General features: G+C 73.2%; 21 protein-coding genes. 10 read left to right on the top strand and 11 right to left on the bottom strand.

The window, feature by feature from the left end; translation table 11 throughout:
- Positions 1–38 precede the first annotated feature (38 nt).
- Entirely contained in the window at positions 39–242 is a 204-nt protein-coding gene (locus AC067U_RS14305; protein WP_393573772.1) for a hypothetical protein, read from the bottom strand.
- Positions 243–311: 69 nt separating this feature from the next.
- A complete protein-coding gene (locus tag AC067U_RS14300; RefSeq protein WP_478829956.1) occupies positions 312–1,349 on the bottom strand; it encodes a WD40 repeat domain-containing protein in 1,038 nt (345 codons plus the stop codon).
- Between the two features lie 180 nt (positions 1,350–1,529).
- Between AC067U_RS14300 and AC067U_RS14295 the strand changes: the two genes are divergently transcribed.
- The 3 genes from AC067U_RS14295 (at position 1,530) to AC067U_RS14285 (ending at position 3,915) form a co-directional block, all read left to right on the top strand.
- A complete protein-coding gene (locus tag AC067U_RS14295) occupies positions 1,530–2,219 on the top strand; it encodes a GDSL-type esterase/lipase family protein (RefSeq protein ID WP_478829955.1) in 690 nt (229 codons plus the stop codon).
- A 66-nt stretch (positions 2,220–2,285) separates the two neighbouring features.
- A complete protein-coding gene (locus AC067U_RS14290) occupies positions 2,286–2,873 on the top strand; it encodes a Uma2 family endonuclease (protein WP_478829954.1) in 588 nt (195 codons plus the stop codon).
- Between the two features lie 52 nt (positions 2,874–2,925).
- Positions 2,926–3,915, top strand: a complete 990-nt coding sequence (locus AC067U_RS14285) for an aldo/keto reductase (RefSeq protein ID WP_478829953.1) — start codon at positions 2,926–2,928, stop codon at positions 3,913–3,915.
- Between the two features lie 258 nt (positions 3,916–4,173).
- On the opposite strand, the gene thpR is transcribed toward AC067U_RS14285, so the two are convergent.
- Genes thpR through AC067U_RS14270 form a run of 3 tightly spaced genes read right to left on the bottom strand, consistent with a single transcriptional unit; the run spans position 4,174 to position 6,513 of the window.
- Positions 4,174–4,734 (bottom strand): RNA 2',3'-cyclic phosphodiesterase, encoded by a 561-nt coding sequence (gene thpR / locus AC067U_RS14280; protein WP_478829952.1) that lies wholly within the window; start codon positions 4,732–4,734, stop codon positions 4,174–4,176.
- Entirely contained in the window at positions 4,731–6,047 is a 1,317-nt protein-coding gene (locus AC067U_RS14275) for an MFS transporter (protein WP_478829951.1), read from the bottom strand. Before AC067U_RS14275 ends, thpR begins: the two co-directional genes overlap by 4 nt.
- 28 nt (positions 6,048–6,075) lie before the next feature.
- Entirely contained in the window at positions 6,076–6,513 is a 438-nt protein-coding gene (locus tag AC067U_RS14270) for a MarR family winged helix-turn-helix transcriptional regulator (protein WP_478829950.1), read from the bottom strand.
- Positions 6,514–6,666: 153 nt separating this feature from the next.
- On the opposite strand from AC067U_RS14270, the gene AC067U_RS14265 reads away from it, so the two are divergent.
- A complete protein-coding gene (locus AC067U_RS14265) occupies positions 6,667–6,849 on the top strand; it encodes a hypothetical protein (RefSeq protein ID WP_030156886.1) in 183 nt (60 codons plus the stop codon).
- A gap of 12 nt (positions 6,850–6,861) precedes the next feature.
- Here AC067U_RS14265 and AC067U_RS14260 read toward each other — a convergent pair whose 3' ends face one another.
- A complete protein-coding gene (locus tag AC067U_RS14260; RefSeq protein ID WP_478830120.1) occupies positions 6,862–8,319 on the bottom strand; it encodes an NCS2 family permease in 1,458 nt (485 codons plus the stop codon).
- Between the two features lie 139 nt (positions 8,320–8,458).
- Between AC067U_RS14260 and AC067U_RS14255 the strand changes: the two genes are divergently transcribed.
- Together AC067U_RS14255 and AC067U_RS14250 are read left to right on the top strand one after the other, a co-directional pair.
- Positions 8,459–8,740, top strand: a complete 282-nt coding sequence (locus AC067U_RS14255; RefSeq protein ID WP_478829949.1) for a DUF2530 domain-containing protein — start codon at positions 8,459–8,461, stop codon at positions 8,738–8,740.
- Between the two features lie 206 nt (positions 8,741–8,946).
- Positions 8,947–11,406, top strand: a complete 2,460-nt coding sequence (locus tag AC067U_RS14250) for a cation-translocating P-type ATPase (protein ID WP_478829948.1) — start codon at positions 8,947–8,949, stop codon at positions 11,404–11,406.
- A gap of 318 nt (positions 11,407–11,724) precedes the next feature.
- Here AC067U_RS14250 and AC067U_RS14245 read toward each other — a convergent pair whose 3' ends face one another.
- The 4 genes from AC067U_RS14245 to serC form a co-directional block, all read right to left on the bottom strand.
- On the bottom strand, positions 11,725–12,189 hold the full coding sequence (locus AC067U_RS14245; RefSeq protein WP_478829947.1) for a ricin-type beta-trefoil lectin domain protein: 465 nt from the start codon (positions 12,187–12,189) through the stop codon (positions 11,725–11,727).
- Between the two features lie 191 nt (positions 12,190–12,380).
- Positions 12,381–15,524 (bottom strand): sacsin N-terminal ATP-binding-like domain-containing protein, encoded by a 3,144-nt coding sequence (locus AC067U_RS14240; RefSeq protein ID WP_478829946.1) that lies wholly within the window; start codon positions 15,522–15,524, stop codon positions 12,381–12,383.
- Between the two features lie 149 nt (positions 15,525–15,673).
- Positions 15,674–16,441, bottom strand: a complete 768-nt coding sequence (locus tag AC067U_RS14235) for a hypothetical protein (RefSeq protein ID WP_478829945.1) — start codon at positions 16,439–16,441, stop codon at positions 15,674–15,676.
- A 330-nt stretch (positions 16,442–16,771) separates the two neighbouring features.
- A complete protein-coding gene (gene serC / locus AC067U_RS14230) occupies positions 16,772–17,890 on the bottom strand; it encodes a phosphoserine transaminase (RefSeq protein ID WP_478829944.1) in 1,119 nt (372 codons plus the stop codon).
- A 116-nt stretch (positions 17,891–18,006) separates the two neighbouring features.
- Between serC and AC067U_RS14225 the strand changes: the two genes are divergently transcribed.
- Positions 18,007–21,108, top strand: coding sequence for an FAD-binding and (Fe-S)-binding domain-containing protein (locus AC067U_RS14225; RefSeq protein WP_478829943.1), 3,102 nt, complete (start codon positions 18,007–18,009; stop codon positions 21,106–21,108).
- A gap of 47 nt (positions 21,109–21,155) precedes the next feature.
- A complete protein-coding gene (locus tag AC067U_RS14220; RefSeq protein ID WP_478829942.1) occupies positions 21,156–22,121 on the top strand; it encodes an EamA family transporter in 966 nt (321 codons plus the stop codon).
- Here AC067U_RS14220 and AC067U_RS14215 read toward each other — a convergent pair.
- Positions 22,103–23,209, bottom strand: a complete 1,107-nt coding sequence (locus tag AC067U_RS14215; RefSeq protein WP_478829941.1) for a helix-turn-helix transcriptional regulator — start codon at positions 23,207–23,209, stop codon at positions 22,103–22,105. The two genes, AC067U_RS14220 and AC067U_RS14215, sit on opposite strands and share 19 nt — an antisense overlap.
- 40 nt (positions 23,210–23,249) lie before the next feature.
- Here AC067U_RS14215 and AC067U_RS14210 point away from each other — a divergent pair, with 40 nt between their 5' ends.
- Both AC067U_RS14210 and AC067U_RS14205 read left to right on the top strand, forming a co-directional pair.
- A complete protein-coding gene (locus AC067U_RS14210) occupies positions 23,250–23,702 on the top strand; it encodes a hypothetical protein (protein WP_478829940.1) in 453 nt (150 codons plus the stop codon).
- A gap of 196 nt (positions 23,703–23,898) precedes the next feature.
- On the top strand, positions 23,899–24,696 hold the full coding sequence (locus AC067U_RS14205) for a TIGR03084 family metal-binding protein (protein ID WP_478829939.1): 798 nt from the start codon (positions 23,899–23,901) through the stop codon (positions 24,694–24,696).
- The last annotated feature ends 20 nt before the right edge of the window (positions 24,697–24,716 follow it).

Raw genomic sequence — 24,716 nt, 5'->3', positions numbered from 1 at the left:
CGAGCGCCGGGGCCAGCGCCTGGAACCGACCGTGCCCCTCAGCGGTCGTACGCGGCCGTCACGTAGACCGTCCGCGGCGGCAGGTACTCCACCACCGTCACCACCCGCCCGGTCTCGATCCGCTCCTCGCCGAGTGCCGGGTAGGCCAGGAAGTGCTCGGCCCCGCCCCGGATCCGCACGATGACCTCGCCGACCAGCCCCGGCCCCACCGTGCCGGTCACCCGGCCGGTCAGCCCCACCATGTCCTCGTCCATGCCCCCGCCCCCACCCGCTCCCGCGCCCCCGCCCAAGTCGGCCGCTCTGTGCGGAGGTTACCCCCGTGACCGGCGGAACAGCCGCCGTCCGCCCAGCCAGAGGGCGACCGCCCCGCCCAGCACCAGCGCGCCCAGGGTGAGGTTCCCGCTGCCCGGGTCCTCCGCGGCCTGCCCGCCGCCGGGACCGGCGCCGCCGGGCTTGGCACCGGGCCTGGCGGCGGGCTTCCCCGAGGCGCCCGGGGAGCCCCCGGCCGACGGCGGCACCGGGACGGCCACGACCTCGCTGCGCGGGCCCTCCGCGCCGAACATCAGCGCCGAACCGTCCGCCGAGTACGTCACGGACTCCGCCTGCCCCTGCCAGGGCGCGTCCACCCGGTCCCCCTCGCCCACCGGCCTGCCGCCCTCGAAGCGGTACGTACGGGCGAACAGGTAGCCGCGGACGGCCAGGCGGGTGCCGTCCGGGGAGAACGCGCCGTCCGTCACCCACGGCAGGGCCGCGACCCGCCGGAACACGTTGGAGCCGCCCGTGGCCAGCTTCGCCGGGCCTTCGTAGAGCCCGCCCTTCTCCTTGTCCTTGCTGGCGATGTAGACCCGCCCCGTCTTCGGGTGCACCATCAGGGCCTCGGCGTCCCGTGGGCCGTCCGCGTACGTCACGGTGAACTGGGTGGCCTTCACCGTGGAGTCGCCCAGCTGCTTGGGCTCCGGGAAGCGGTAGATCCACACGTGCTTCCAGGTGCCGTTGCGGTTGTCGCCGATGTCGCCGACGTACAGCTGCCCGTCCGGGCCGAGGGAGATCGCCTCGACGTCGCGCGGCTGCCCGATGCCGGTCAGCGTGACCCGGGCGACCGTACGGCCGGTGGCCGCGTCCACGCCGTAGACGTAGGGGCCGTCCTCGCTGTCGTTGTGCGTCCAGTACACGCCCGGGTGGATCCGGCTGGCGGCCAGGCCGCTGGACTCGGTGATCCGCGGGTCCTCTATCACGAAGGTCTGCGGCGCCCCCTCCGCGAAGGCCGTCGACGGGACCAGGGCGAGGGCGGCGGCGGCCACGGCGGGCACCACGGCGGCGGGCAGGGCGGCGGCGGACGGAAGACGCATGCTCCCAGCGTGCCAAAGTGTCCGGTCGCACGGCGGCAGGGCCGGAGGCGTTTCATGTCCGTCGGCAGCTTCGTCGGCAGCTCCATGACCATCGGACGCGGTGCGCGGTGCGCGGGGCGTGTGCGCCGGGGTGTCCGGCATCACAGCGGCACGGCCGGTCCGATCCACGATGATGTCGGGATGCGTTTCATGTTCGTCGGCGACTCCATGACCATCGGACGCGCCGGCGACTACACCTGGCGCTACCGGATGTGGCAGCACCTCAACACCACCTTCGGTGGCCCGTACAAGATCGTCGGACCGCGCACCGAGCTGTACGACACCTTCGCCGACGCGCCGGTCTCCCACGACTACGCCGACCCCGGCTTCCCCTCGCACGCCCGCCGCCACCTGGCCGGCTGGGGCGAGGGCTGGCAGCACATGGCCCCGGTCGCACGGGACACGGTCGCCGCCCACAAGCCGGACGTCCTGCTGATCTCCCTGGGCCTGATCGACCTCGGTTTCTACACCGACGCCCAGCAGACCGCCGCCAACGTCCGTGCCTTCGTCGCGGCCGCCCGCGAGGCCCGCCCGTCGGTCCGGATGGTGCTGCTGCCGGTCATCCCCAACAGCCGGGCCGAGGCGGACGCCGAGTTCGCGGCCGAGGTGGCCCGCTTCAACGAGCTGCTCGCCAAGGCGGTCGCCGACCTGTCGACGGACGCCTCCCCCCTCCTCCTGGCGGCCCGCCCCGAGGCGTACGACATCCACTACGACACCTACGACGGCACCCACCCCAACGCCTCCGGCGAACACCGCCTGGCCGGGGAGTTCGCCGCGGTGATGCACCAGGCGTGGGGCATCGGAGGTGTGTACGAAGCCCGCGTGTCCTGACGGCCGGTCGTATCGTTGTACGTGGCGACTGCCTGCAACCACGCGGCTGCGGGGAGGAGCGCCACGATGACCGTCGTAGAGAACGACAGGATCGAGATGGCCATGAGCGACACGGAACCGACCCTCGATGAGATCTTCGAGTGGATCGAGAAGGCGTTCCCCGAGGGATATCGGATCGACGTTGTCGAGGGGAACATTTTCATGTCGCCGCAGCGCCAGACCCACTGGCAGATCATCTTCGACGTTTGCCGGCAGCTGGCGACCAAGTACCCGATGAAACGGATCCTGTCCGACGTCCGGATCGACTACCCGGGCTATCTCAACGGGTTCTGCGCGGATGTCGTACTGCTTCGTGAGGGTGCGGCGCTGGGTGAAGACGGGCGTTACCCCTATGAGGACGTCATGTTCGTCGGGGAGGTCGTCTCGAAGCGGACCGGGATGAACGACTACGGGCCGAAGAAGGAGGCGTACGCCGAAGCAGGCGTGCACGTCTATCTGATCGCCGACCCGTACACCGGAAGGTGCAAGGTCTACTCGAACCCCAAGGACGGCGAATACATGAGCGAGTTGAAGTTCGACTTCGGCGACGCCATCGACCTCACCGATACGGACCTCGGGGTCACCCTGCGGACCGACGAGTTCCCTCGCGACTGAGCCCTGGCATCCACTTGCCTCGAGTGGACTCCAAGCAGTTGGCTTGGGAGGCATGGAGTACACGCAGCTCGGACGCACCGGACTCAAGGTCAGCCGCCTCGTCCTCGGCACGATGAACTTCGGTCCCCAGACGGACGAAGAGACCAGCCACGCCATCATGAACGCGGCCCTCGACGCCGGTCTGAACTTCTTCGACACCGCCAACGCCTACGGATGGGGCGTCAACAAGGGCCGTACCGAGGAGATCATCGGCTCCTGGTTCGCGCACGGCGCGGGCCGCCGCGACAAGACGGTGCTCGCCACCAAGGTCTACGCGAACATGGCGGCCGACGGGGACGCCTGGCCCAACCACGACCGCCTCTCCGCCGTGAACATCCGGCGCGCCGTGGAGGCCAGCCTCCGCCGGCTGCGCACGGACTACATCGACCTGTACCAGTTCCACCACATCGACCGGCTGACGCCCTTCGAGGAGATCTGGCAGGCCGTGGACGTCCTGATCCAGCAGGGCAAGATCCTCTACGCCGGTTCCTCGAACTTCCCCGGCTACAAGATCGCCCAGGCGAACGAGACCGCCGCCCGCCGCGGCATGGTCGGCCTGGTCAGCGAGCAGTGCCTGTACAACCTCCACGAGCGCCGCGCCGAGATGGAGGTGATCCCGGCCGCGCAGGAGTACGGCCTCGGGGTGATCCCGTGGTCCCCGCTGCACGGCGGGCTGCTCGGCGGAGTGATCAAGAAGGAGGTCTCGGGCGGGCGCCGCGCCGAGGGCCGGACCGCGGAGGCGCTGGCCGACACCGCGGTGCGGGCGAAGGTGCAGGCGTACGAGGACCTGCTCGACAAGCACGGCCTGGAGCCGGGCGAGACGGCCCTGGCCTGGCTGCTGACCCGGCCCGGGGTGACCGGCCCGATCGTGGGGCCGCGTACGCCGCAGCAGCTGGAGAGCGCGCTGCGGGCGCTGGAGCTGGAGCTGGGCGGGGAGGTGCTGGCCGGGCTGGACGAGATCTTCCCGGGCCCGGGCCCGTCCCCGGAGGCCTTCGCCTGGTGACGTGCGCAAGAGTGACCTGCACCGGGTGACCCGCACCGGGTGACCTGCGCCGGGGCTCCGTTCCGGGCCGGTTCGCCGGCCCGGAACGGGGCTACTTCAGGGCCGATGTGAACGCCACGAGGGCGAACATCAGCACGAGCACACCGGCCATCACACGGTTTCGGGTCTTGGGATCCACGCATCGAGCGTAACGAATGGCGTGGACCACACCCCACCCGCCCGGTGGCCGGGGCCCTCCCCGTCCGGCGGACGGCTGCCTCACCCGACCAGCGGCCAGGACCGCAGGACCTCGTAGCGGGGCCTCTCGCCGGGAACGCCGCTGGTGGGGAGGTTGCTGCGGACCAGGTGGAGCTGTTCGACCCGCCACGGGGTGCCCTCGAAGCCGTCGAGGGCCTCCAGGTAGGGGTGCAGATCGGTGTGCTCGCCCTGGATGCCGCGGGCGAGGGTGAGGTGCGGGGTGTAGCGGCGGTGCTGCTCCATGGCCACACCGGCCCGCCGGGCCGCGGCGTCGGCCCGCTCGGCGAGCATCCGTACGCCGTCCAGCGAGCCGGCCGCCCCGATCCACAGGGCGCGGTTCCCGAAGTGCCCGCAGCCGTGCAGCCGGAGCCGGAAGGGCGCGGTGTGGTGGGCCGCGCGTTCCATGCGGGTGTCCAGCTCGGGCAGGAGCCGCTCCTCCACCTCGCCCATGAAGGCGAGGGTGAAGTGCCACCCCGGCTCGCCGGTCCAGCGGAGCCGGCCGGCCCGGGGCAGCGCGGCCACGGCCGCGCGCAGTTCGGCGATGGCGGCCTCGGGGGGCAGCACGGCGGCGAACAGTCTCATGCCGCGAGCGTAGCCCTGCGGGGGGCCGGTACGAAGGCCACGCCGTGCCGGGTGACGCTCAGCCGCAGGTCGCCGACCCGGGCCAGGACCAGGCCCACCACCACCGCCGCGGCCAGGGCCACCGCGCCGCCGGCGGCCATGCCGACGCGGGCGCCGTAGTGGTCGGTGACCCAGCCGACGAGCGGTGCGCCCACCGGGGTGCCGCCGGTGAACACCATCATGAACAGGGCCATCACCCGGCCCCGCATCTCAGGGTCGGTGGCCAGTTGCACGCCGGAGTTCGCCACCACGTTGACCGTGAGGCCGAACATCCCGATCGGCACCAGCAGGGCGGCGAACAGCCAGAAGCCGGGCACGAAGGCGGTGACCACCTCCAGGGCGCCGAACAGCGCGGCGGCCGCCACCAGCACCCGCAGCCGGGACGGGCCGCGCCGGGCCGCCAGCAGGGCGCCGGCCAGGGAGCCGACGGCGATCAGGGTGTTGAACAGGCCGTAGGTGCCGGCGCCGCCGTGGAAGACGTCGTCGGCGAAGGCGGACAGCCAGATCGGGAAGTTGAACCCGAAGGTGCCGATGAACCCGATCAGCACGATCGGCCAGACCAGGTCGGGGCGGCCGGCGACATAGCGCAGGCCCTCCCGGAGCTGGCCCCGGGCGCGCGGCTGGACGGTGCTGCGGTGCAGCTCGGCGGGGCGCATCAGCAGCAGTCCGGCGACCGGGGCGGCGTAGGACAGGCCGTTGAGCAGGAAGGCCCAGCCAGATCCGAAGGCGGTGATCAGCACACCGGCGACGGCGGGGCCCACCAGGCGCGCGGACTGGAAGTTCGCGGAGTTCAGGCTGACCGCGTTGGGCAGCTGTTCCGGGCCGACCATCTCGGCGACGAAGGTCTGCCGCGCGGGGTTGTCGACGACGGTGACCAGGCCGAGCAGGAAGGCGGTCAGGTAGACGTGCCACACCTGGACGTGACCGGTCAGGGTCAGCACGGCGAGGGCGACTCCGGTGACGCCCATCGCGGCCTGGGTGGCGATCAGCAGCGGCCGTTTGGGCAGCCGGTCGGCGAGGACGCCGCCGTAGAGGCCGAACAGGAGCATCGGCAGGAACTGCAGGGCGATGGTGATGCCGACGGCGGAGGCCGAGCCGGTGAGGGAGAGGACGAGCCAGTCCTGGGCGATGCGCTGCATCCAGGTACCGGTGTTCGAGACGACCTGTCCCGTCGCGAAGAGCCGGTAGTTCCGGACTCTCAGCGAGCTGAACATCGAGTGTTTGGTGGTGGATATCGGCCCGGGTGCGGAGTCTGCTCCGTTTCCCGTACTCAAGGGCTTTCGCCTCCTCGCGTCGTGCTTCCTACAGGTGCGCGAGCTTTTCCAGGACGGGCGCTGCCTCTCTCAGCTTCGCCCATTCGTCCTCGGTCAGCTCGGCCGCGAGCCCGGCCAGGAAGGCATTCCGCTTGCGGCGGCTCTGTTCGAGCATCACCTCGGCCTGCTCCGTCTGGGTGACGACCTTCTGTCGGCGGTCGTCCGGGTGCGGTTCCAGCCTGACCAGACCCTTGGCCTCCAGCAGCGCGACGATGCGGGTCATCGAGGGCGGCTGGACGTGCTCCCGCCGGGCGAGCTCACCGGGGGTGGCCTGTCCGCAGCGGGCGAGGGTGCCGAGGACCGACATCTCGGTCGGGCTCAGCGATTCGTCGACGCGCTGGTGCTTCAGGCGCCGGCCCAGCCGCATGACGGCCGAGCGGAGATCGTTCACGGCGGCAGCATCGTCGCCATGGGAGAGATCAAGCATGTTCTTTAGAGTAACTCATTACCCTGCCTAAAGAACAATCGGTTCCCCAACCGGAACACGGGCGTGCGTCCGTCACACCCGCAGTCACTCGTACGAGTGAGACGGCTGCTGAAAGCGGCCCGCGCCCGCACCCCGTGCCCCGACGCTTTCGCCATGGGGACACATGTGCTGAGCATGCGCATAGACGGGGAGCTCCTGGACCGCCTCCGGACTCATGCCGCCAAACGCGGAATGAGCGTCCAGGACTACGTGGTCCGGACGCTCATTCGCGACGACTTCGACGAGCGCTTCAAGGCGGCGGTCGACGAGACGGAGAAGTTCTACGGCCTCACCTGAGGCCCGGCCGGGTCAGGTCAGACCCAGCGCCGGCATCGCGTAGTAGAAGACGAACACCGCCGACACGACGTACATGGCCGCCGGCACCTCGCGGCCGCGGCCGGTGGCCAGCCGCAGGGCGCTGAAGGCGATGAAGCCGATGCCGATGCCGTTGGTGATCGAGTAGGTGAAGGGCATCATCACCATCGCCAGGAAGGCCGGGACGGCGATGGTGAAGTCGCTCCAGTCGATGTCCTTCACCGAGCCCGCCAGGATCAGGAAGCCGACGGCGACCAGCGCCGGGGTGGCGGCCTGGGACGGAACCATCGTCGCCAGCGGGGTGAGGAACAGCGCGACCGCGAAGAGGCCGCCCGTGACCACGTTGGCCAGACCGGTGCGGGCGCCTTCGCCGACGCCCGCGGTGGATTCCACGAAGCAGGTGGTGGCCGAGGAGGAGCTCGCGCCTCCGGAGGCCACGGCGAGGCCGTCGATCAGCAGGACCTTGTTGATGCCGGGGAAGTTGCCGTCCTTGTCGATCAGCTTGGCCTCGTCGCCGACGCCGAGGATCGTGCCCATCGCGTCGAAGAAGCAGGACAGCAGGACGGTGAAGACGAACAGCAGGCCGGTCAGCAGTCCGACCTTCCCGAAGCCGCCGAACAGGCTCACCTGGCCGATCAGGCCGAAGTCGGGCGCGGCGACCGGGTTGCCCGGCCACTCCGGCACGGTCAGCCCCCAGGCCTGGCCCGGCAGTGCGGTGACCGCCTGGACGGCGACCGCGGCCACGGTCATCACCACGATGGAGATCAGGATCGCGCCCGGCGTCTTGCGGATCAGCAGGGCCAGGGTCAGCAGCACGCCGAGGACGAAGACCAGGACCGGCCAGCCGTGCAGGTGCCCGTTGCCGCCGAGCTGGAGCGGCACTGTGGTGTGGGCGGCGTCCGGGATGCGGGTGACGAAGCCGGAGTCCACCAGGCCGATCAGCATGATGAACAGGCCGATGCCGATCGCGATGCCCTTGCGCAGACCCAGCGGGACGGCGTTCATCACCCGCTCGCGCAGGCCCGTGGCGACCAGCAGCATCACCACGAAGCCGGCCAGGACGACCATGCCCATCGCGTCCGGCCAGCTCATCCTGGGGGCGAGCTGGAGGGCCACGACGGTGTTCACGCCGAGGCCCGCCGCGAGCGCGATGGGGACGTTGCCGATGACGCCCATGAGGAGCGTGGTGAAGGCGGCGGTCACCACGGTGGCGGTGACCAGCTGGCCGCCGTCGAGCTGGTGCCCGTACATGTCCTTGGCGCTGCCCAGGATGATCGGGTTCAGCACGATGATGTACGCCATCGCGAAGAAGGTGGCGAAGCCGCCGCGGACCTCGCGGGCCACGGTCGAGCCGCGCTCGGAGATCTTGAAGTAGCGGTCCAGTGCGGAACTCTGCTGCCCGGCGGGTGCGGGGGAGTGCGACGCCGGGGCGGTGGGGGCCGTGGTGCTCATCCGGTCCTCAAGGGGGTTCGTTTTGTGGGTTCGCATGAGCGAAACCCTTCAGACGCAAACCGTTTCAGTATGAACACATGAACGAAGTGACGTCCATCTCCGCGCGTAGAACCTCTCATGGCGCACCTAGACTGGCCTCATGGCCGGATTTCTGAAGGCGCCCGTGAGGCACGAGGCGCCTGAGCCCCTCGAAGGGCCCGTGGTGGCGACCATCGTCGGCGGGACGATCCTGTGGTTCGCCATGTTCCTGGTCCAGCTCCCCTTCTACGGCTGGTTCGCCGACCGGGACCTGCTGTGGTGGGTGTGGACCTGCGCCGCGGGCGCCGGGCTCGGCCTGATCGGCATCTGGTACGTCCGCAAGCGCGACGCGGCGATCAAGCGGGACGCGGCGCAGCGGGCCGCCGACCCGACCGCCGAATGATCCCGACCGCCGAATGATCCCGGCCGCCGAAAGGTCCCGGCCGCCGAAAGGTCCCGGCCGCCGAAAGGTCCCGACCGCCCAATGATCCCGACCGCCGGATGATCCCGGCCGGCGGGCCGACCGGCGAATGATCCGGCTCATCCTGAAGTCGGATCTTCAGACATTTCGGCGGGTGGGCGGTCGCCGACGCGCTTAACGTCGGATGCATGACGCAGCGGGCAGGAATCGACCACGAAGGCCCGGACCGGGGTCCCGCCATCGACGCCGGGGCGGAACTCGACCCCGTCCACCCGGTGGCCCTGCCCGCGCCGCGCTTCAAGCCGGACGGCCTGACCACCGCCGAGGTCGCCGAACGCGTCGCCCGCGGCGCCGTCAACGACGTACCCGTCCGCAGCAGCCGCTCCACCGCCGACATCGTCCGCGGCAACGTCTTCACCCGGTTCAACGCCATCATCGGCGTCCTCTGGGTGGTCATGCTGTTCGTCGCGCCCATCCAGGACAGCCTCTTCGGCTTCGTGATCATCGCGAACACCGGCATCGGCATCGTCCAGGAACTCCGCGCCAAGAAGACCCTGGACGGCCTGGCCGTCATCGGCGAGGCCAAACCCAGCGTCCGCCGCGACGGCACCACCGCCGAGATCTCCACCTCCGGGATCGTCCTCGACGACGTCATCGAGCTCGGGCCCGGTGACAAGGTCGTCGTCGACGGCGTGGTCGGCGAGGCCGACGGCCTGGAGATCGACGAGTCCCTGCTCACCGGCGAGGCCGACCCCGTCCTGAAGAAGCCCGGCGACCAGGTCATGTCCGGCTCCTTCGTGGTGGCCGGCGGCGGCGCCTTCACCGCCACCAAGGTCGGCCGCGAGGCCTACGCCGCCCAGCTCGCCGAGGAGGCGTCCCGGTTCACGCTCGTCCACTCCGAGCTGCGCTCCGGCATCTCCACCATCCTCAAGTACGTCACCTGGATGATGATCCCGACCTCCATCGGCCTGATCATCAGCCAGCTGATCGTCAAGGAAAACAACCTCAAGGACTCCATCGCCCGCACCGTCGGCGGCATCGTCCCGATGATCCCCGAGGGCCTCGTCCTGCTCACCTCCGTCGCCTTCGCCATCGGGGTCATCCGGCTGGGCCGCAAGCAGTGCCTGGTCCAGGAGCTCCCCGCGATCGAGGGCCTGGCCCGGGTGGACGTGGTCTGCCTGGACAAGACCGGCACCCTCACCGAGGGCGGCATGGACGTCACCGAGGTCCGCACCCTCGGCGGGGCGGAACCCGCGTACGTCAAGAAGGTGCTCGGCGCCCTCGGCGAGTCCGACCCCCGCCCCAACGCCAGCCTCCAGGCCATCATCGACGCCTACCCCGACAGCGAGGAGTGGCGCTGCACCGAGTCGCTGCCCTTCTCCTCGGCCCGCAAGTACAGCGGGGCCAGCTTCACCGAGGGCGACGGCGAGGGCTCCACCTGGCTGCTCGGCGCCCCCGACGTCCTCCTCCCGGCCGGGGACCCCACCCTGGAGGAGATCAACCACCTCAACGAGCAGGGCCTGCGCGTCCTGCTCCTCGCCCGCTCCGCCCGCGAACTCGACGCCCCCGACGACGGCCCAGTCGCCGCCGGACTCCGGCCCACCGCGCTGGTCGTCCTGGAACAGCGGCTGCGCCCGGACGCCGCCGACACCCTGCGCTACTTCGACGAGCAGGACGTCCAGGCCAAGGTCATCTCCGGCGACAACGCGGTATCGGTCAGCGCGGTCGCCGGGAAGCTGGGCCTGCCCGGCGCGGAGAACACCGTCGACGCCCGGCGGCTGCCCGCCGAGCAGGACGCCATGGGCGAGGAACTCAGTCGGAACGCCGTGTTCGGACGGGTCACCCCGCAGCAGAAGCGCGACATGGTCGGAGCGCTCCAGTCCCGCGGCCACACCGTCGCCATGACCGGCGACGGCGTCAACGACGTCCTCGCGCTGAAGGACGCCGACATCGGCGTCTCGATGGGCTCCGGCTCGGAGGCCACCCGCGCCGTCGCGCAGATCGTGCTGCTGAACAACTCCTTCGCGACTCTGCCCTCCGTGGTCGCCGAAGGCCGCCGGGTCATCGGCAACATCACCCGAGTCGCGACCCTCTTCCTCACCAAGACGGTCTACTCCGTCCTGCTCGCCGTCCTGGTGGTCTGCTCACAGGTGGAGTACCCCTTCCTGCCGCGCCACCTGACCCTGCTGTCCACCCTCACCATCGGCGTCCCGGCCTTCTTCCTGGCCCTGGCCCCGAACAAGGAGCGCGCCAAACCGCACTTCGTGAAACGGGTGATGCGGTACGCCATCCCCGGCGGAGCGATCGCCGCCGTCGCCACCTTCGTCACCTACCTGGTGGCCCGTGCGCACTACAGCGGCGAAGGCGCCCTGGAGGCCGAGACCAGCGCGGCCACGCTCACGCTGTTCCTGACCTCCATGTGGGTCCTGGCGATCATCGCCCGCCCGTACACCTGGTGGCGGGTGGCCCTGGTCGCCGCGATGGGACTGGCCTTCCTGATCGTGCTCGTCGTGCCCTGGCTCCAGGACTTCTTCCAGCTCAAGCTGGTCGGCACCACGATGCCGTGGACGGCGGTCGCCATCGCCGCCGGCGCCTCCGTCCTGATCGAGGCCGCCTTCCACTGGGTGGACCGGAAGTTCCCGGCCTGAGAGGTGCCCCGCGGACGTACGGGCGTACGTCCGTACGGGCCCACGGGCATGCGTACGGGCCGGCGTAAGCGCAGGCGTGCGGACGGCGGGATTCCGCTGGGCCATTGGAAGGCGGGCGCTGTGTGTCGGCGTTCCCGGCCCGACCCGACGACGATGTTCCGCACCCCCGCGGCCGGCGGCACGTTCCGCTCGATGGCGGCCGACTGGACCAAGGCCTTCTGACCCGGGAGGCCGGTCTGCCGGTCGCCGCAGTGCGCGGGGCCGCCCCCAGGTGCGGCCCCGCGCCCGCGCACGGCCGGCCCGGGAGCGCCCTTCGGATCAGGCCGGCGGGGCGGGCAGGTTCCAGCGCTGCCAGGAGTTGTTCCCGCAGTCGCGGACGTTGACCCCGGCGTGGTTGCTCGGGTCACCGTTGTTCTGGACGCCCACGCACTGCCAGTTCACCTCGCTGCGCAGCCAGTCGCCCTCCTTCTTCCAGCGCTGGTTGGCCAGGCCGTGGCAGTCGCCGACCGCCTGGATCGCACCGTTGAGCTCACCGTGCCGCAGGTCCAGGCAGTGCAGTTCGGCGACGTTGACGAGCTTGCTGCCCTCCCAGTACCAGAGCTGGTTGCCGGTGCGCCGGCAGTCCGCCACCTCGACGTTGTCGCCGTTGGTGGCCAGACACCTGCCGTTCAGCTGGGTGGGGATCTGGAAATAGCCCTGCGCGTGCGCGGGCGGAGCGGTGGTGAGCAGCGGCAGCGCGGACAGGGCGAGCGCGGGAAGCACCCGCTTCAGGTTCTTGATCATGTGCATCGGTGTAGTGGCCGAGCCCCGGCCGCCGACAGGGCGGGTTGCGCTCCTTCACCCGTCCGGACCAGTGGATTCACCGCAGAAACGATCACCGGCCGGCTCGGGGCGGGGCCCGCCGTACGGACCGGCCCCCTGCCCGCGACGCAGGGCGGGGAGGCCGGCCGAACCGGCGGGAACCGGCGGCCGGGTCAGTCGAACCAGCGGTCCCGGGCGAGTTCCGCCGTCCGGGACGGGTCCTCCAGCAGGGCAGCCACCTCGAAGCGCCGCGGCCACTGGCCGGCCGCCCAGGCCAGGCCCGCCGCCACCCCCTCCAGGGTGGCCGCGTGGAGCACCCCGTCCCGGGTGAGGCGCCAGTCCAGCTCCACACCGCCCGCCACGAGCTCCTCGTGCTCCAGGTACGCCGCCGGGGTCGCCGGACCCAGCAGCACGTGCACCGACTCCGGTACGTCGTGCTCCTCGCCCGGGGTGGTGACCTCCGCCGGGACCGTCTCCGAGAGGCGCCGCACCTGGAGCAGATCGGCCAGGTCGGCGGCCCGGGCCGGGGCCACCGGCAGCAGCGGCAACCCGGCCGTGAGCGGAAGCAGGTCCGGGGCGTCCGCGACCACCGCATCCGCCGCGTCGGCCACCACCACCTCGCCGTCCACCACCGCGCGCAGCTCGTCCGGGAGCGTGACCTGCTCCGGGTCCAACTCGGCCAGCGCCCCGTAGAGGGCGTGCAGCTGCCGTCCCGTCACCTCGCGGTCGGGGTCGGCGAGCCGCCCCAGCAGCTCGGCCGCGCCGCCCGGTTCGTCGAGCAGCGCCGCCACCGAGGTCCGTACGCCCAGCGCGCGCAGCACCTGCTCGTCCTCAAAGCCCGTGGCGTCCGCCGAGGTGTACAGCCCCTCCAGCAGGGGGTCGCCGCCCGCCGCCCGCAAGCCCGCCGGACGGCGCCCGTCGAGCACCGGGTGGTCGCGCAGCCACCACGCCGTGTACGGGCGGACCGTCTGCGTGGTGCCGTCCGGCAGCAGCACCCGCACCGGCTGGGTCAGCGCGTCCCGCAGCGGCGGCTGGGCGAGCATGGCGAGCGCCTGCGGCCAGCGGTCGTCGTCCACCAGGTCCAGGTCCCGTACGGCCACCAGCTCGGTCGCCACCGGCGGCACCGATGTCTCCGGCAGCTGGTCCAGCACGTCCTCGCACCACACGTCGACCGCGTCCAGCAGGCCCACGTCGTCCGGCTCGGCGAAGTCGCCGTCGCGCGGCTCCAGTTCGTCCGGGTCCAGCACCACGTCGGCGGCCCGGACCAGCTGGAACCCGGCCAGCACGCCGACCGCGGTCAGCGGCTGCTCGCCCCAGCGGTCCGCCAGCTCCTGGTCCACGTACGGGAGTTCACCCTCCCGGATGACCGACGCGAACGGCGAACCCGGCAGCAGGAGCTCACCGGCCGGGGTCGGCTCCCCGTCCTCGTCGGGCAGCGCCAGCGCGCCCAGCCACGGCTCGTCGCCGGGCATCAGGTCCGCGTCCCGGACCAGGCCCAGCACGACCTCGGCGAGCTCCTCCGGGTCCGGCGCGTCCTCGTCCCAGATCTCACCGGCGTCCAGCGAGGCCGCGACCGCCGCCCGCACCTGCGGGGTGGTCAGCACCGCCCGCGGGTTCGCCGGGATCGCGCCGAGCTTCTCCAGCAGCGGGTGCGCCGCGTCCGGGTGCGCGATCTTCAGCCCGAGCCGGGCCAGGCCCGGCGGGGTGTCCGGGCCGGGCAACAGGATGTGCCGGGGGCCGATCGCCGTGCGCGGCCCGGCCGGGACCTCGCCCTCCTCGACGGCGAGCGGCACCGGAAGCCCGCTCAGCCGGTCCGGGTCCACCCCGGCCAGGCTGTCGTACAGCCGGTACCACCACTGCGGGGACCGCTCCACGCCCGCGATGCGCTCGATGGCGTCCCCGAGCGGCAGCCGGCCCACGCCCAGGGTGCGCAGCTCGGGGCGGCGCTCCAGCCCGGCGGGCAGCAGGGTCGGCAGCACCTCGGCGAGCACCGCGACGGTGTCGGCGCCCGCGCCCTCGACCACCTCGGCCTCGAACGGGCGCAGCGCGGTGAGCTCCTCCGACGGGGCCGCCGGAGCCAGGAACGCGGTCCGCGGCAGCCGCTCCAGGACCGCCGCGCGCAGCGCCCCGTCCAGCTCGCCCTTGCCGAGCCGGCCCGGCACCAGGTCGATGAGCGCGGTGCTCACCGGCTCCCAGCCGCCGAGGAGTTCGGCGTAGGCCTCGGCCGCCCGCGCCACCAGGAAGTCGGTCAGCGGGCCGGGCGCCGGGTGCCGGCGGGTGGTGTCGAGCGGGAGCGAGGCGATGAGCAGCGCGGGGATGCCGAGGGGCTCGTCGGTGGGGGTGGGGGCGTGCACCACCGGCGCGGTGTCCGGCCGTACGGGCGCGCCCTGCGCGTCCACGGGCACCGCCCACGACACCGTCCACGCGGGCCGGAGCCGTTCCTCGACGGGCCGGTCGGCGAGCAGCCCCCGGTCGAGGGTGCCGGTGTGCCGGACGGTCCGCCAGCGCCGGACCTCGGTGCCCTCGGCGGTGCCGTCGCTGATCTCGGTGTACGGGCCCTCGGTGCGGCGGCGCAGGGTCCGCACCCCGGACGGGGTCTCCACGACCACCTCGGCCAGGCCGGGCAGGGTCAGCAGCAGCGCGTCGTCGATGCCGGCGAGCAGGCGCTCGGTCAGGTCGGCGGCGGCCGTGTCGCGCAGCGGCAGCACCACCACGGTGTCGTAACCCTCGGGGGCGGTCCCCTCGGCGGGCAACGGCAGCCGGAGCAGCGGAACATGGCCGTCGCGGCGGCGCAGTTCGTCGCCCAGGCCGGGGCTGGCCTTCGCGGTGTCCGCGGCCAGCTCGCGGGCCTCGGCCAGCGACCAGCGGACCCCGCCGTGCCGGCCGATCACGGCCGGCTCGTCGGTGACGGCGAGCACCGCGGCGAAGCCCACGCCGAACCGGCCGACGCTCTCCGCCGCGGTCTCCCGCTTGGCGGAGGCCCGCAGGGTGCTCAGCGACTCCACGCCGGCGGCGTCCAGCGGGGCACCGGTGTTGGCCACGGCGAGCGCGCCGTGCGGGTCGTCGCCGTCGCCGGGGTGCAGGGTGAGCCGGAGCCGGCCGGGCACCCCGGCGCGGGCGGCGGCGTCGGCGGCGTTCTGCGCCAGTTCGACGACGAGGCGGTCCCGGTAGCCGCCGAGCGCCAGGTCCTCCTCGGCGTTGGCGTCCTCGCGGAACCGGGCCGGGCCCGCACCCCAGGCGTCGAGCACCCCGCGTCGCAGCCGGGCCGTGCCGAAGGGGTCCGTGCCACTCCGGGCCGCCGTCACTCGTACGCTCACGCCGATGCCTCCTGTCGTACCGGGACCCTGAAGGTATCGTGCGCGGGCCGGGCCCTTCCGCGGGGGAGTGCGCCCTGCGCCTTGCCGGTGGGATGGGCGAAGACCACCGCGTTGGAGTCCCTTCGGGGGCTGCCGGGCCGAGCCGGTGATCAGACGGGATCCGCCTGCCGGGGCGCGGGGGTGCCCGCCTCGGTGGCGAACCTGACGGTGTCGAACTTCCGGCCGCCGGCGAAGGCGTCCACGCCGTAGTGGCCGGTCCGTACGTCCCGGGCGACGACGGCGGTGCCGGTCCACGTGCCGGCACCGGTCTTCCTCGGGTCCACGTGTCCGCCGGCGAAGGCGGCGGAGCTGACGAAGGCGTTGTGGCGGGAGGTCCGGTCGGTCCGGTCGGTCCGGTCGGTGCTGACGACGACGGTCACCCGGTCACCGGGCCGTCCGAAGTCGGTGGACAGCCACAGCCGGTCCTCGGCCGGCTGGGCCGCGCGGGCCTGCACGTTCAGCTGGGCGGAGGCGCTGACGGGGGTGCCGTCGGCGGTGGTGCCGGTGACGGTGACGCTGTAGGCGCCGTCCCGCACGCCCTTCACCTTGACGGCGGCCGTCCACAGGCCGGGTCCGGCGGGCCGGAACGCGGTGCCGTCCAGAGCCTGGGAGGAGAGGGCCAGTCCGGTGGTGCCGCGGGGCGCGCCGACCGTCAGGCGGACCTCCTCACCGGGCGCGGCCGTACCGCCGGACAGCCGCACCTCGGCCGGCGCGGTGCGCGCGTGCGGGACGGCGGGGGCGGCAGGGGCGATGGGGGCAGGGGCGATGGGGGCGGCGGGTATTCCGGCGGCGAACGCCGCGGTGGAGGCCGCGACGGAGAGGCCGAGGGACAGCGTCGTGACGAGCGCGGCAGCGGGGACGGCGAATGCCTTGCGCATGGAGTTCCTCCTGTACGGGCGAGCCGGGCCGATTTCCCGACACATCAGACATGAGGGACATCCCGCCCCGGTGGTTGCCCGGACCCGGACATTCAGGACCAAAGTCCCGACCGGCATCCGACCGCCTTGAGAGCTCGGGCGGGGGCGGGCACACGGGACGGCGCCGCCCGGCCGGCGAACGGGGAAAGCGCGAAGCCCCCGTCCCGCGCGGGACAGGGGCCTCGGTGCCGCTCGGCGGGAGCGTCGGAGCCGCTCGATCGCCTGGTCGAGGATCAGAGCCGCTCGATCACCCGGTCGAAGGTCGGAGCGGCTCCATCACCCGGTCGAAGGTCAGAGCCGCTCGATCACATAGTCCACGCACGCCGTGAGCGCGGCCACGTCCGCCGGGTCGATCGCCGGGAACATGGCGATCCGCAGCTGGTTCCGGCCCAGCTTCCGGTACGGCTCCGTGTCGACGATCCCGTTCGCGCGCAGCGCCTTGGCGATCGCCGCCGCGTCGATGTCCTCCGAGAAGTCGATCGTGCCGATGACCGAGGACCGCTTGGCCGCGTCCGTGACGAACGGCTCGGCGTACTTCGACGCCTCCGCCCAGCCGTACAGGTTCGCCGCGGAGGCCGCCGTACGGGAGGTCGCCCAGTCCAGGCCGCCCTGGTCGTTGATCCACTCCAGCTGCTGGTTCAGCAGGAAGAGGGTGGAGAGCGCCGGGGTGTTGTACGTCTGGTTCTTCAGCGAGTTGTCGATCGCCGTCGGCAGCGAGAAGAACTCCGGGACGTGACGGCCGGACGCGTGCACGCGCGCGGCGCGCTCCAGCGCGGCCGGGGAGAACGCGGCCAGCCACAGGCCGCCGTCCGAGGCGAAGGACTTCTGCGGGGCGAAGTAGTAGACGTCGGTCTCGGTGATGTCCACCGGCAGACCGCCGGCCCCCGAGGTGGCGTCCACCAGGACCAGCGCGCCCTCGTCGGCACCCGCGACCCGCTTCAGCGGGGCGGCGACACCGGTGGAGGTCTCGTTGTGGGTGAACGCGTACACGTCCACGCCCGCCTCGGCGACCGGCTCCGGGTGGGTGCCGGGGTCCGAGGAGATCACGGACGGGTCGGCCAGCCACGGCGCGAGCTTGGCGGCCTTGGCGAACTTGGAGGAGAACTCGCCGAAGGTGAGGTGCTGGGACTTGTTCTCGATCAGCCCGTGCGTCGCGATGTCCCAGAAGGCGGTGGAGCCGCCGTTGCCCAGGATCACCTCGTAGCCCTCGGGAAGGGAGAAGAGGTCCCGGATGCCCTGGCGCACGGAGCCCACGAGGTTCTTGACCGGGGCTTGGCGGTGGGAGGTACCGAGCAGGGAGGTTCCGGTGGCGGCCAGCGCGTCCAGCGCTTCCGTCCGCACCTTGGAGGGGCCCGCGCCGAAGCGTCCGTCGGCGGGCTTGATGTCAGCGGGAATCTGGATCTCAGCCACGAGCGGAGCGTATCGGGTCCGCGCAGGCCAGGCCGCGTGACGTCCAGCGGGTGAGACGGGAACCATCAGGTCGTGAACAGCGGACCGGCGCGGCGGGCCGGGGGGATGATGGCGGGATGACCGGTCTTGAGACGGCCCTGCGAGCGGCAATACGGGGCGAGGTGGACTTCGGTACGACCGCCCGGGCCCTGGTGACCATGGACGCGTCCAACTACCGCCGGGTACCGCTGGGCGTGGTGGCCCCGCGCGACGCGGAGGACGTCGCGGCGGTCCTGGCGGTGTGCGCGGAGGCGGGGGTCCCGGTGGTGCCGCGCGGCGGCGGTACGTCCATCGGCGGCCAGGCCACGGGCGTCGGCGTGGTGCTCGACTTCACCCGCCACATGGCCGGGCTGCTCTCCCTGGACCCGGAGGCGAAGACGGCGGTGGTGCAGCCCGGCCTCGTCCTGGACGCGCTCCGGGCGGCCGCCGCCCCGCACGGACTGACTTTTGGACCGGACCCGTCCACGAAGTCCCGCTGCACGCTGGGCGGGATGATCGGCAACAACGCCTGCGGGCCGCATTCGGTGGCCTGGGGGACCACGGCGGACAACGTGGCCGAGCTGTCGGTACTGACGTACGGGGACGGCGGGGGTGGTGGGAGCGGCGGCGTACGGCGGATCGGCACCGGTTGGGCGGGCGCCCCGCCGCGCCTGGAACAGCTCATCACCTCCCACCTGGCCCTGCTCCGCACCCGCATGCCCGCCGACTTCGGCCGAAGGGTCTCCGGCTACGCGCTGGACGCACTGCTGCCGGAGCGGGGCGTGCGGCTGGCGCGGGCCTTCTGCGGGAGCGAGGGCACCCTCGGGGTGGTGACGGAGGCGGTGGTCCGCCTGGTGGAGACGCCGCGCGCACCCGCCCTGGCGGTGCTCGGGTACGCGGACGAGAGCGCGGCGGCGGACGCGGCGGCCGGCCTGCTCCCGTACGGGCCGCTGACCGTCGAGGGCATGGCGGCGGACCTGCTCGGCGGCGACCCGGTGGGCCTGCCGAAGGGCGGGGCCTGGCTGTTCGTGGAAATGCCGGACGCGGGGGCGGCGCGGGCGCTGGCCCGGGCGGCGGACGCGGTGGAGACCGTGGTGGTCGCGGACCCGGCGGGGCAGCGGGCGCTGTGGCGGATCCGGGAGGATGCGGCGGGCACCGCCACCCGGCTCCCGGACGGCACCGCCGCCTGGCCCGGCTGGGAGGACTGCGCGGTCCCGCCGGCCCGGCTCGGGGCGTACCTGCGGGAGTTCCGCGCCCTGACCGCCCGCTACGGGCTGCGCGGAGCGCCGTACGGGCACTTCGGCGAAGGCTGCGTCCACGTCCGGCTGGACTTCGACCTGGCGGGCGCGGACGGCGTGGCCCGCTACCGGGCGTTCTCCTCGGACCTCGCGGACCTGGTCGTCGCGCACGGCGGCTCGCTGTCGGGCGAGCACGGGGACGGGCAGGCCCGGGCGGAACTCCTGCCGCGGATGTACGGGCCGGAGGTCGTGGCCCTCTTCTCCGCGTACAAGGACGTGTGGGACCCGGCGGGCGGCATGAACCCCGGCATCCTGGTCCGCCCGGCCCGCCTCGATGAGAACCTCCGCTTCGCCGGCCTGCCGGAACTCCCCCTCGCCGAGGAGGTGGCCCGCTGCGTGGGCGTCGCCAAATGCCGTACGCCGACGGCGCCGGGCGGGGGCGTGATGTGCCCGTCGTACCGCGCGACGGGAGAGGAACGCCATTCCACGCGGGGGCGGGCGCGCCTGCTCCACGAGATGCTGCTGGGCGCGCCCGGCGCGCCCGCCGTGGACGGCGCACATGGTCCGGTGATCGGGGACGGATGGCGCTCGGAGGAGGTCCGGGAGGCGCTGGACCTCTGCCTGAGCTGCAAGGGCTGCCGCAGCGACTGCCCGGTGGGCGTGGACATGGCCGCGTACAAGGCCGAGTTCCTCCACCACCACTGGGCGGGCCGTGTCCGCCCGCTCGCCCACTACGTGCTGGGAGGCCTCCCGGCCTGGCTGCGCCTGGCCGCCGCGCTGCGACTGACCCGCCCGCTGAACGCGCTGTCGCGCATCCCGGGCATCGGCCGCCTGGCCGGCCTCACGCCTTCCCGCCCACTCCCGCCCCTGGCCGCGACCCCCTTCACCCAGTGGTGGCACCGCCGCCCCACACCCCTTCCCACCGCGTCCGATGACCCGACTCCGCCGCGTGCCGGGGAGGGGCCGGGGGCGCAGCCCCCGGAGGGGCCGGGGCCGCGGCCCGCGGGGGCGGGGTTTGGGGCGGAGCCCCGAGGTGGGTCCGGGGCGGAGCCCCGGGAGGGGGCTGGGGGCGGAGCCCCCGGTTTCGGGAAGGGGCGGGGAGGGGAGAGCCGCCCGCAGGGCACGCGCGTCGCACTGTGGCCGGACACGTTCACCGAGTACCTCGCGCCCGAGGTCGGGCGGGCCGCGGTGCGGGTGCTCGAGGCGGCCGGCCTCGACGTCGTCCTGGCCGGAGATCAGGGCCGGGGCCGGGGCCGGGGCTGGGGCCCGGGCCGGCACCAGGGCCAGGGCCAGGGCCAGGGCCGGAGCCAGGGTCACGGCGAAGGCCATCGCCCCCGCCCCGGGCACATCTGCTGCGGCCTGACCTACGTCTCCACCGGCCGCCTGGACGCCGCCCGCAGGGCAATGCGCAGGACCCTCGACACCCTCGGCACCCCCCGGCACCCCCTCATCGTCCTGGAGCCCAGCTGCGCCGCCGCCCTGAGGGACGACCTGCCGTCCCTCCTCCCCGACGACCCGCGCGCCGCCCGCCTCGCCGCCTCCGTACGCACCTTCGCCGAGGCCCTCGAAGAGTTCGCCCCCGACTGGCAGCCGCCCCGTGTCGACCGCCCCGTGGCCGGCCAGACCCACTGCCACCAGCACGCCGTACTCGGCGACGCCGCCGACCGCCGCCTGCGCGAGCGCGCCGGTCTCACCGGCGAACTCTCCGGCGGCTGCTGCGGCCTCGCCGGGAACTTCGGCTTCGAGCCCGGCCACCACGAGGTCTCGGTCGCCTGCGCCGAGGAACAGCTGCTCCCCGCCCTCCGCGCCGCACCGGACGACGCCGTGATCCTCGCCGACGGTTTTTCCTGCCGTACCCAGGCCGCGCAACTCGGCCCCCGCCGCGCCCGCCACATCGCCGAGGTCCTGGCGGATGCCCTCGACGGCACGTTCGACGGCACGTTCGACGACATGCCCATGTAAGGCAAAACACGGCCGCATGCTCCTTACCGTGGGCTTAGGCTGGATGAATGACCAGCACCACCCCCGCCGCGAGCACGGCCCCCGTTCCCACCCCCTCCGGACCCGCCCCCGCGACCTCCGGCCGCCCCGGCGGGTCCGCCCTCGGGCCGGTGGGGCTGGTGCTCGCGGCAGGCGTGTCCGTGCAGTTCGGCGCGGCGCTCGCGGTCATGATCATGCCGAAGGCCGGCGCCGCCGGGGTCGTCTCGATCCGGCTGGCCGCCGCCGCTCTCGTGCTGCTGCTCCTGTGCCGGCCGAAGGTCCGCGGCCACTCCCGCGCCGACTGGGGCACGGTCCTCGCCTTCGGCGTGGCGATGGCCGGCATGAACGGGATGTTCTACCAGGCGGTGGACCGCATCCCGCTCGGCCCCGCCGTCACCCTGGAGGTGCTCGGCCCGCTCGCGCTCTCGGTCGTGGCCTCCCGCCGCCTGGTCAACCTGCTCTGGGCGGCCCTCGCGCTCGGCGGGGTGGCCCTGCTGTCAGGCCACGGCGGCGGCTCCGGTTCCGGTGCCGGCCTCGGTTCGCTCGATCCGGTCGGCGCCGCGTTCGCGCTCGGCGCGGGCGCGATGTGGGCGGCGTACATCGTCTTCAGCGCGCGGACCGGACGGCGGTTCCCGCAGGCCGACGGCCTGGCGCTGGCGATGGCCGTCGCCGCGGTGCTGTCCCTGCCGATCGGCGTGGCGGACGCCGGCTCGGCCCTGCTCGTGCCGAGCACGCTGGCACTGGGCGTCGGAGTCGCCGTGCTGTCCTCCGTACTGCCGTACACGCTGGAACTGCTCGCCCTGCGCAGGCTGCCGGCCCCCACCTTCGCGATCCTGATGAGCCTGGAACCGGCCATCGCGGCCACCGCCGGCTTCCTGGTGCTGCACCAGGCGATGTCCCTGACGGACGCCGTCGCGATCGCGCTGGTGATCGGGGCGAGCATGGGCGCCGTACGCGCGCAGACCCGGGTCAAGGCTCAGGCCGGACTCCCGTAGCGCGCCGCGAGGATCCGGACCGCCGCCGCGATCCGCTCGCGCAGTTCGGGCGGGCCGAGGACCTCGACCTCGGGGCCCATGGCCAGGAACCGGCGGGCCGCGTCCTCCACCGACTCGATGGGAAGGGTGGCCCGCACCCAGCCCGGATCGCCGCTGCCGCTGCTGCCGTCGCCGCCACCGTCGCTGCCGCTGCCGCTGCCGCCGCCGTCGTCCGGCGCGCCGTGCGCCAGGGCCCGTGCCTGCGCCCTGGTCAGCTGTGCCGCTCCGCGCGGGGAGATCCGTACGACCGCCTCCGCCTGGTGCAGCCTGCTGTGGAAGTCGCGCTGGGCCGCGCCCCAGTGCGCCGCCAGGTCGAACTCCTCGGGGACGTCGAACGCGGCGCCGGTCTCGGTCAGCGCCAGGATCTGGTCGACCCGGAAGGTGCGGGGCGCAGCCGCGGCGGGCGCGGCGGGCATGTCCGGAGCGTCGGCGGCGTCGGAAGAGCCGGGGGCGTCGGGGGTGTCGGGGGTGTCGGGAGCGTCCGGAGCCGCCACCAGGTACCAGCGGCCCGCCTTCAGCACCAGCCCGTACGGCCGGATCCGGCGGTCCACCTCGTGCGGCTCCCGCCAGCGGCGGTAGCGGATCTCGACCACCCGGCTCTGCCAGACCGCGTCCGCGACCTGCGGCAGGTACGGGACCTCCACGTGGTCGGCGTACCAGCCGGGCGCGTCCAGGTGGAAGCGCAGCCGCATGCGGTCGGCCTGCGCCCGGAGCTCGGGCGGGAGCGCCGCCCGCAGCTTCAGCTGGGCCGCGGACAGGGCCCGGCCCAGCCCGAGTTCGGCGGCGGGGCCCGGCAGACCGGTGAGGAAAAGGGCTTCGGCCTCGCCGGTGCTGAGGCCGGTCAACCGGGTCCGGTAGCCGCCCAGCAGCCGGTAGCCGCCGCTGCGGCCGGCGTCGGCGTAGAGCGGGACCCCGGCCGCGCCCAGAGCCTCCGCGTCCCGGTAGACCGTACGGACCGACACCTCCAGCTCGGTCGCCAGCTCGGTGGCGGTCATCCGGCCCCGGGTCTGGAGCAGGAGCAGCATCGAGAGGAGTCGGCCGGCCTTCACTGACACATGATGTCAGTGGACCGTCCGTAGCGTGCCGGGCATGAACGATTTCGACTTCCTCGCCGGTGAGTTCGACGTGGTCAACCGCCGGCGGACCGACTTCCTCGACCCGAAGAGCGCGTGGGAGGAGTTCCCGGCGGTCACGCGGGGCTCCCGCCACTTCGGCGGCGCCGCCAACTTCGACGAGATCGAGTTCCCGACGGAGCGGTTCGGGGGGCTGACGCTGCGGCTCTACGACCCGGTGCGCGAGACGTGGTCCCTGTACTGGGCGTCCGGACGGACCGGGACCCTCTTCCCTCCGGTGACCGGGCGGTTCCGGGACGGGCGCGGGGAGTTCCTCGGCGATGACACCCACGACGGCACGCCGGTGCGGGTGCGGTTCGTGTGGAGGGACATCACGGAGACCTCGGCGCGCTGGGAGCAGTCCTTCTCCACCGACGGCGGGGAGACGTGGCTGCTCAACTGGACGATGGACTTCACCCGAAGGGTCTGAGTCCTGCGGCCTTGGGCCCGGTACCCAGGACCCAGGGCCGGCACGAACGGCGGTGGTCGTGCCGGCGGCGGTGGCGGTGGTGATGCGGTGGCCATGGCAGCGTTCTTCCGCCAAATCATGCAAGCGTGCTTGATTGTTTTCCGGTGCGCTGCCAGTCTTCCCCTCACGCCGCAGTCGTCCCCGAGGGGAGCGCACCGTGCTCGACCCGTTCGTTGCCGTCCGGTCCGACCTCCGAGAGGAGGGGCGTGAACTGGATCTCCTGGTAGGCGAGTTGGGAGAGGGAGGCTGGGCCGCGAAGACTCCGGCGCCCGGCTGGACCGTCGCCCACCAGATCGCCCACCTGGCCTGGACCGACCGGGCGGCGCTGCTGTCCCTCACCGACGCCGCGGGCTTCGCCGCGCTGACGGAGGTGGCGCTGGCCGCGCCCGGCAGCTTCGTCGACGACGGCGCGGCCGAGGGCGCCGCGCTGCCGCCCGCCGCACTGCTGGCCCGCTGGCGGTCCGGGCGCGCCGAGCTGGACGCGGCCCTCGAAGCCGCCGCGCCGGACGCCCGGTTCCCCTGGTTCGGGCCGCCGATGAAGGCCGCGTCGATGGCCAGCGCCCGGCTGATGGAGACCTGGGCGCACGGCCAGGACGTGGCCGACGCGCTCGGCGTCCGCCGTACGCCGACCGACCGGCTGCGCCATGTCGCCCGGATCGGCGTACGGGCCCGTGACTACGCCTTCGCCGTCCGCGGACTGCCGGTGCCGGAAGCGGAATTCCGGGTGGAGCTGACGGCTCCCGACGGGGTCTCCGTATGGGCGTACGGACCGCCGGACGCGGTACAGCGGGTCAGTGGGCCGGCGCTCGACTTCTGCCTGCTGGTCACCCAGCGCGCGCACCGCTCCGACGTCGCCGTGACGGCGGCGGGGCCGGACGCCGGCCGTTGGCTGGACATCGCCCAGGCGTTCGCCGGACCGGCGGGGCAGGGCCGGGAGCCGGGAGCCCGCTCGTGACCGGGCCGGATCCCTCCGGC

The sequence above is a fragment of the Streptomyces sp. NPDC043853 genome, assembly GCF_056436025.1.
Note: the sequence above shows the minus strand (reverse complement) of the source record. Positions and strands in the feature narration are given on the sequence as shown.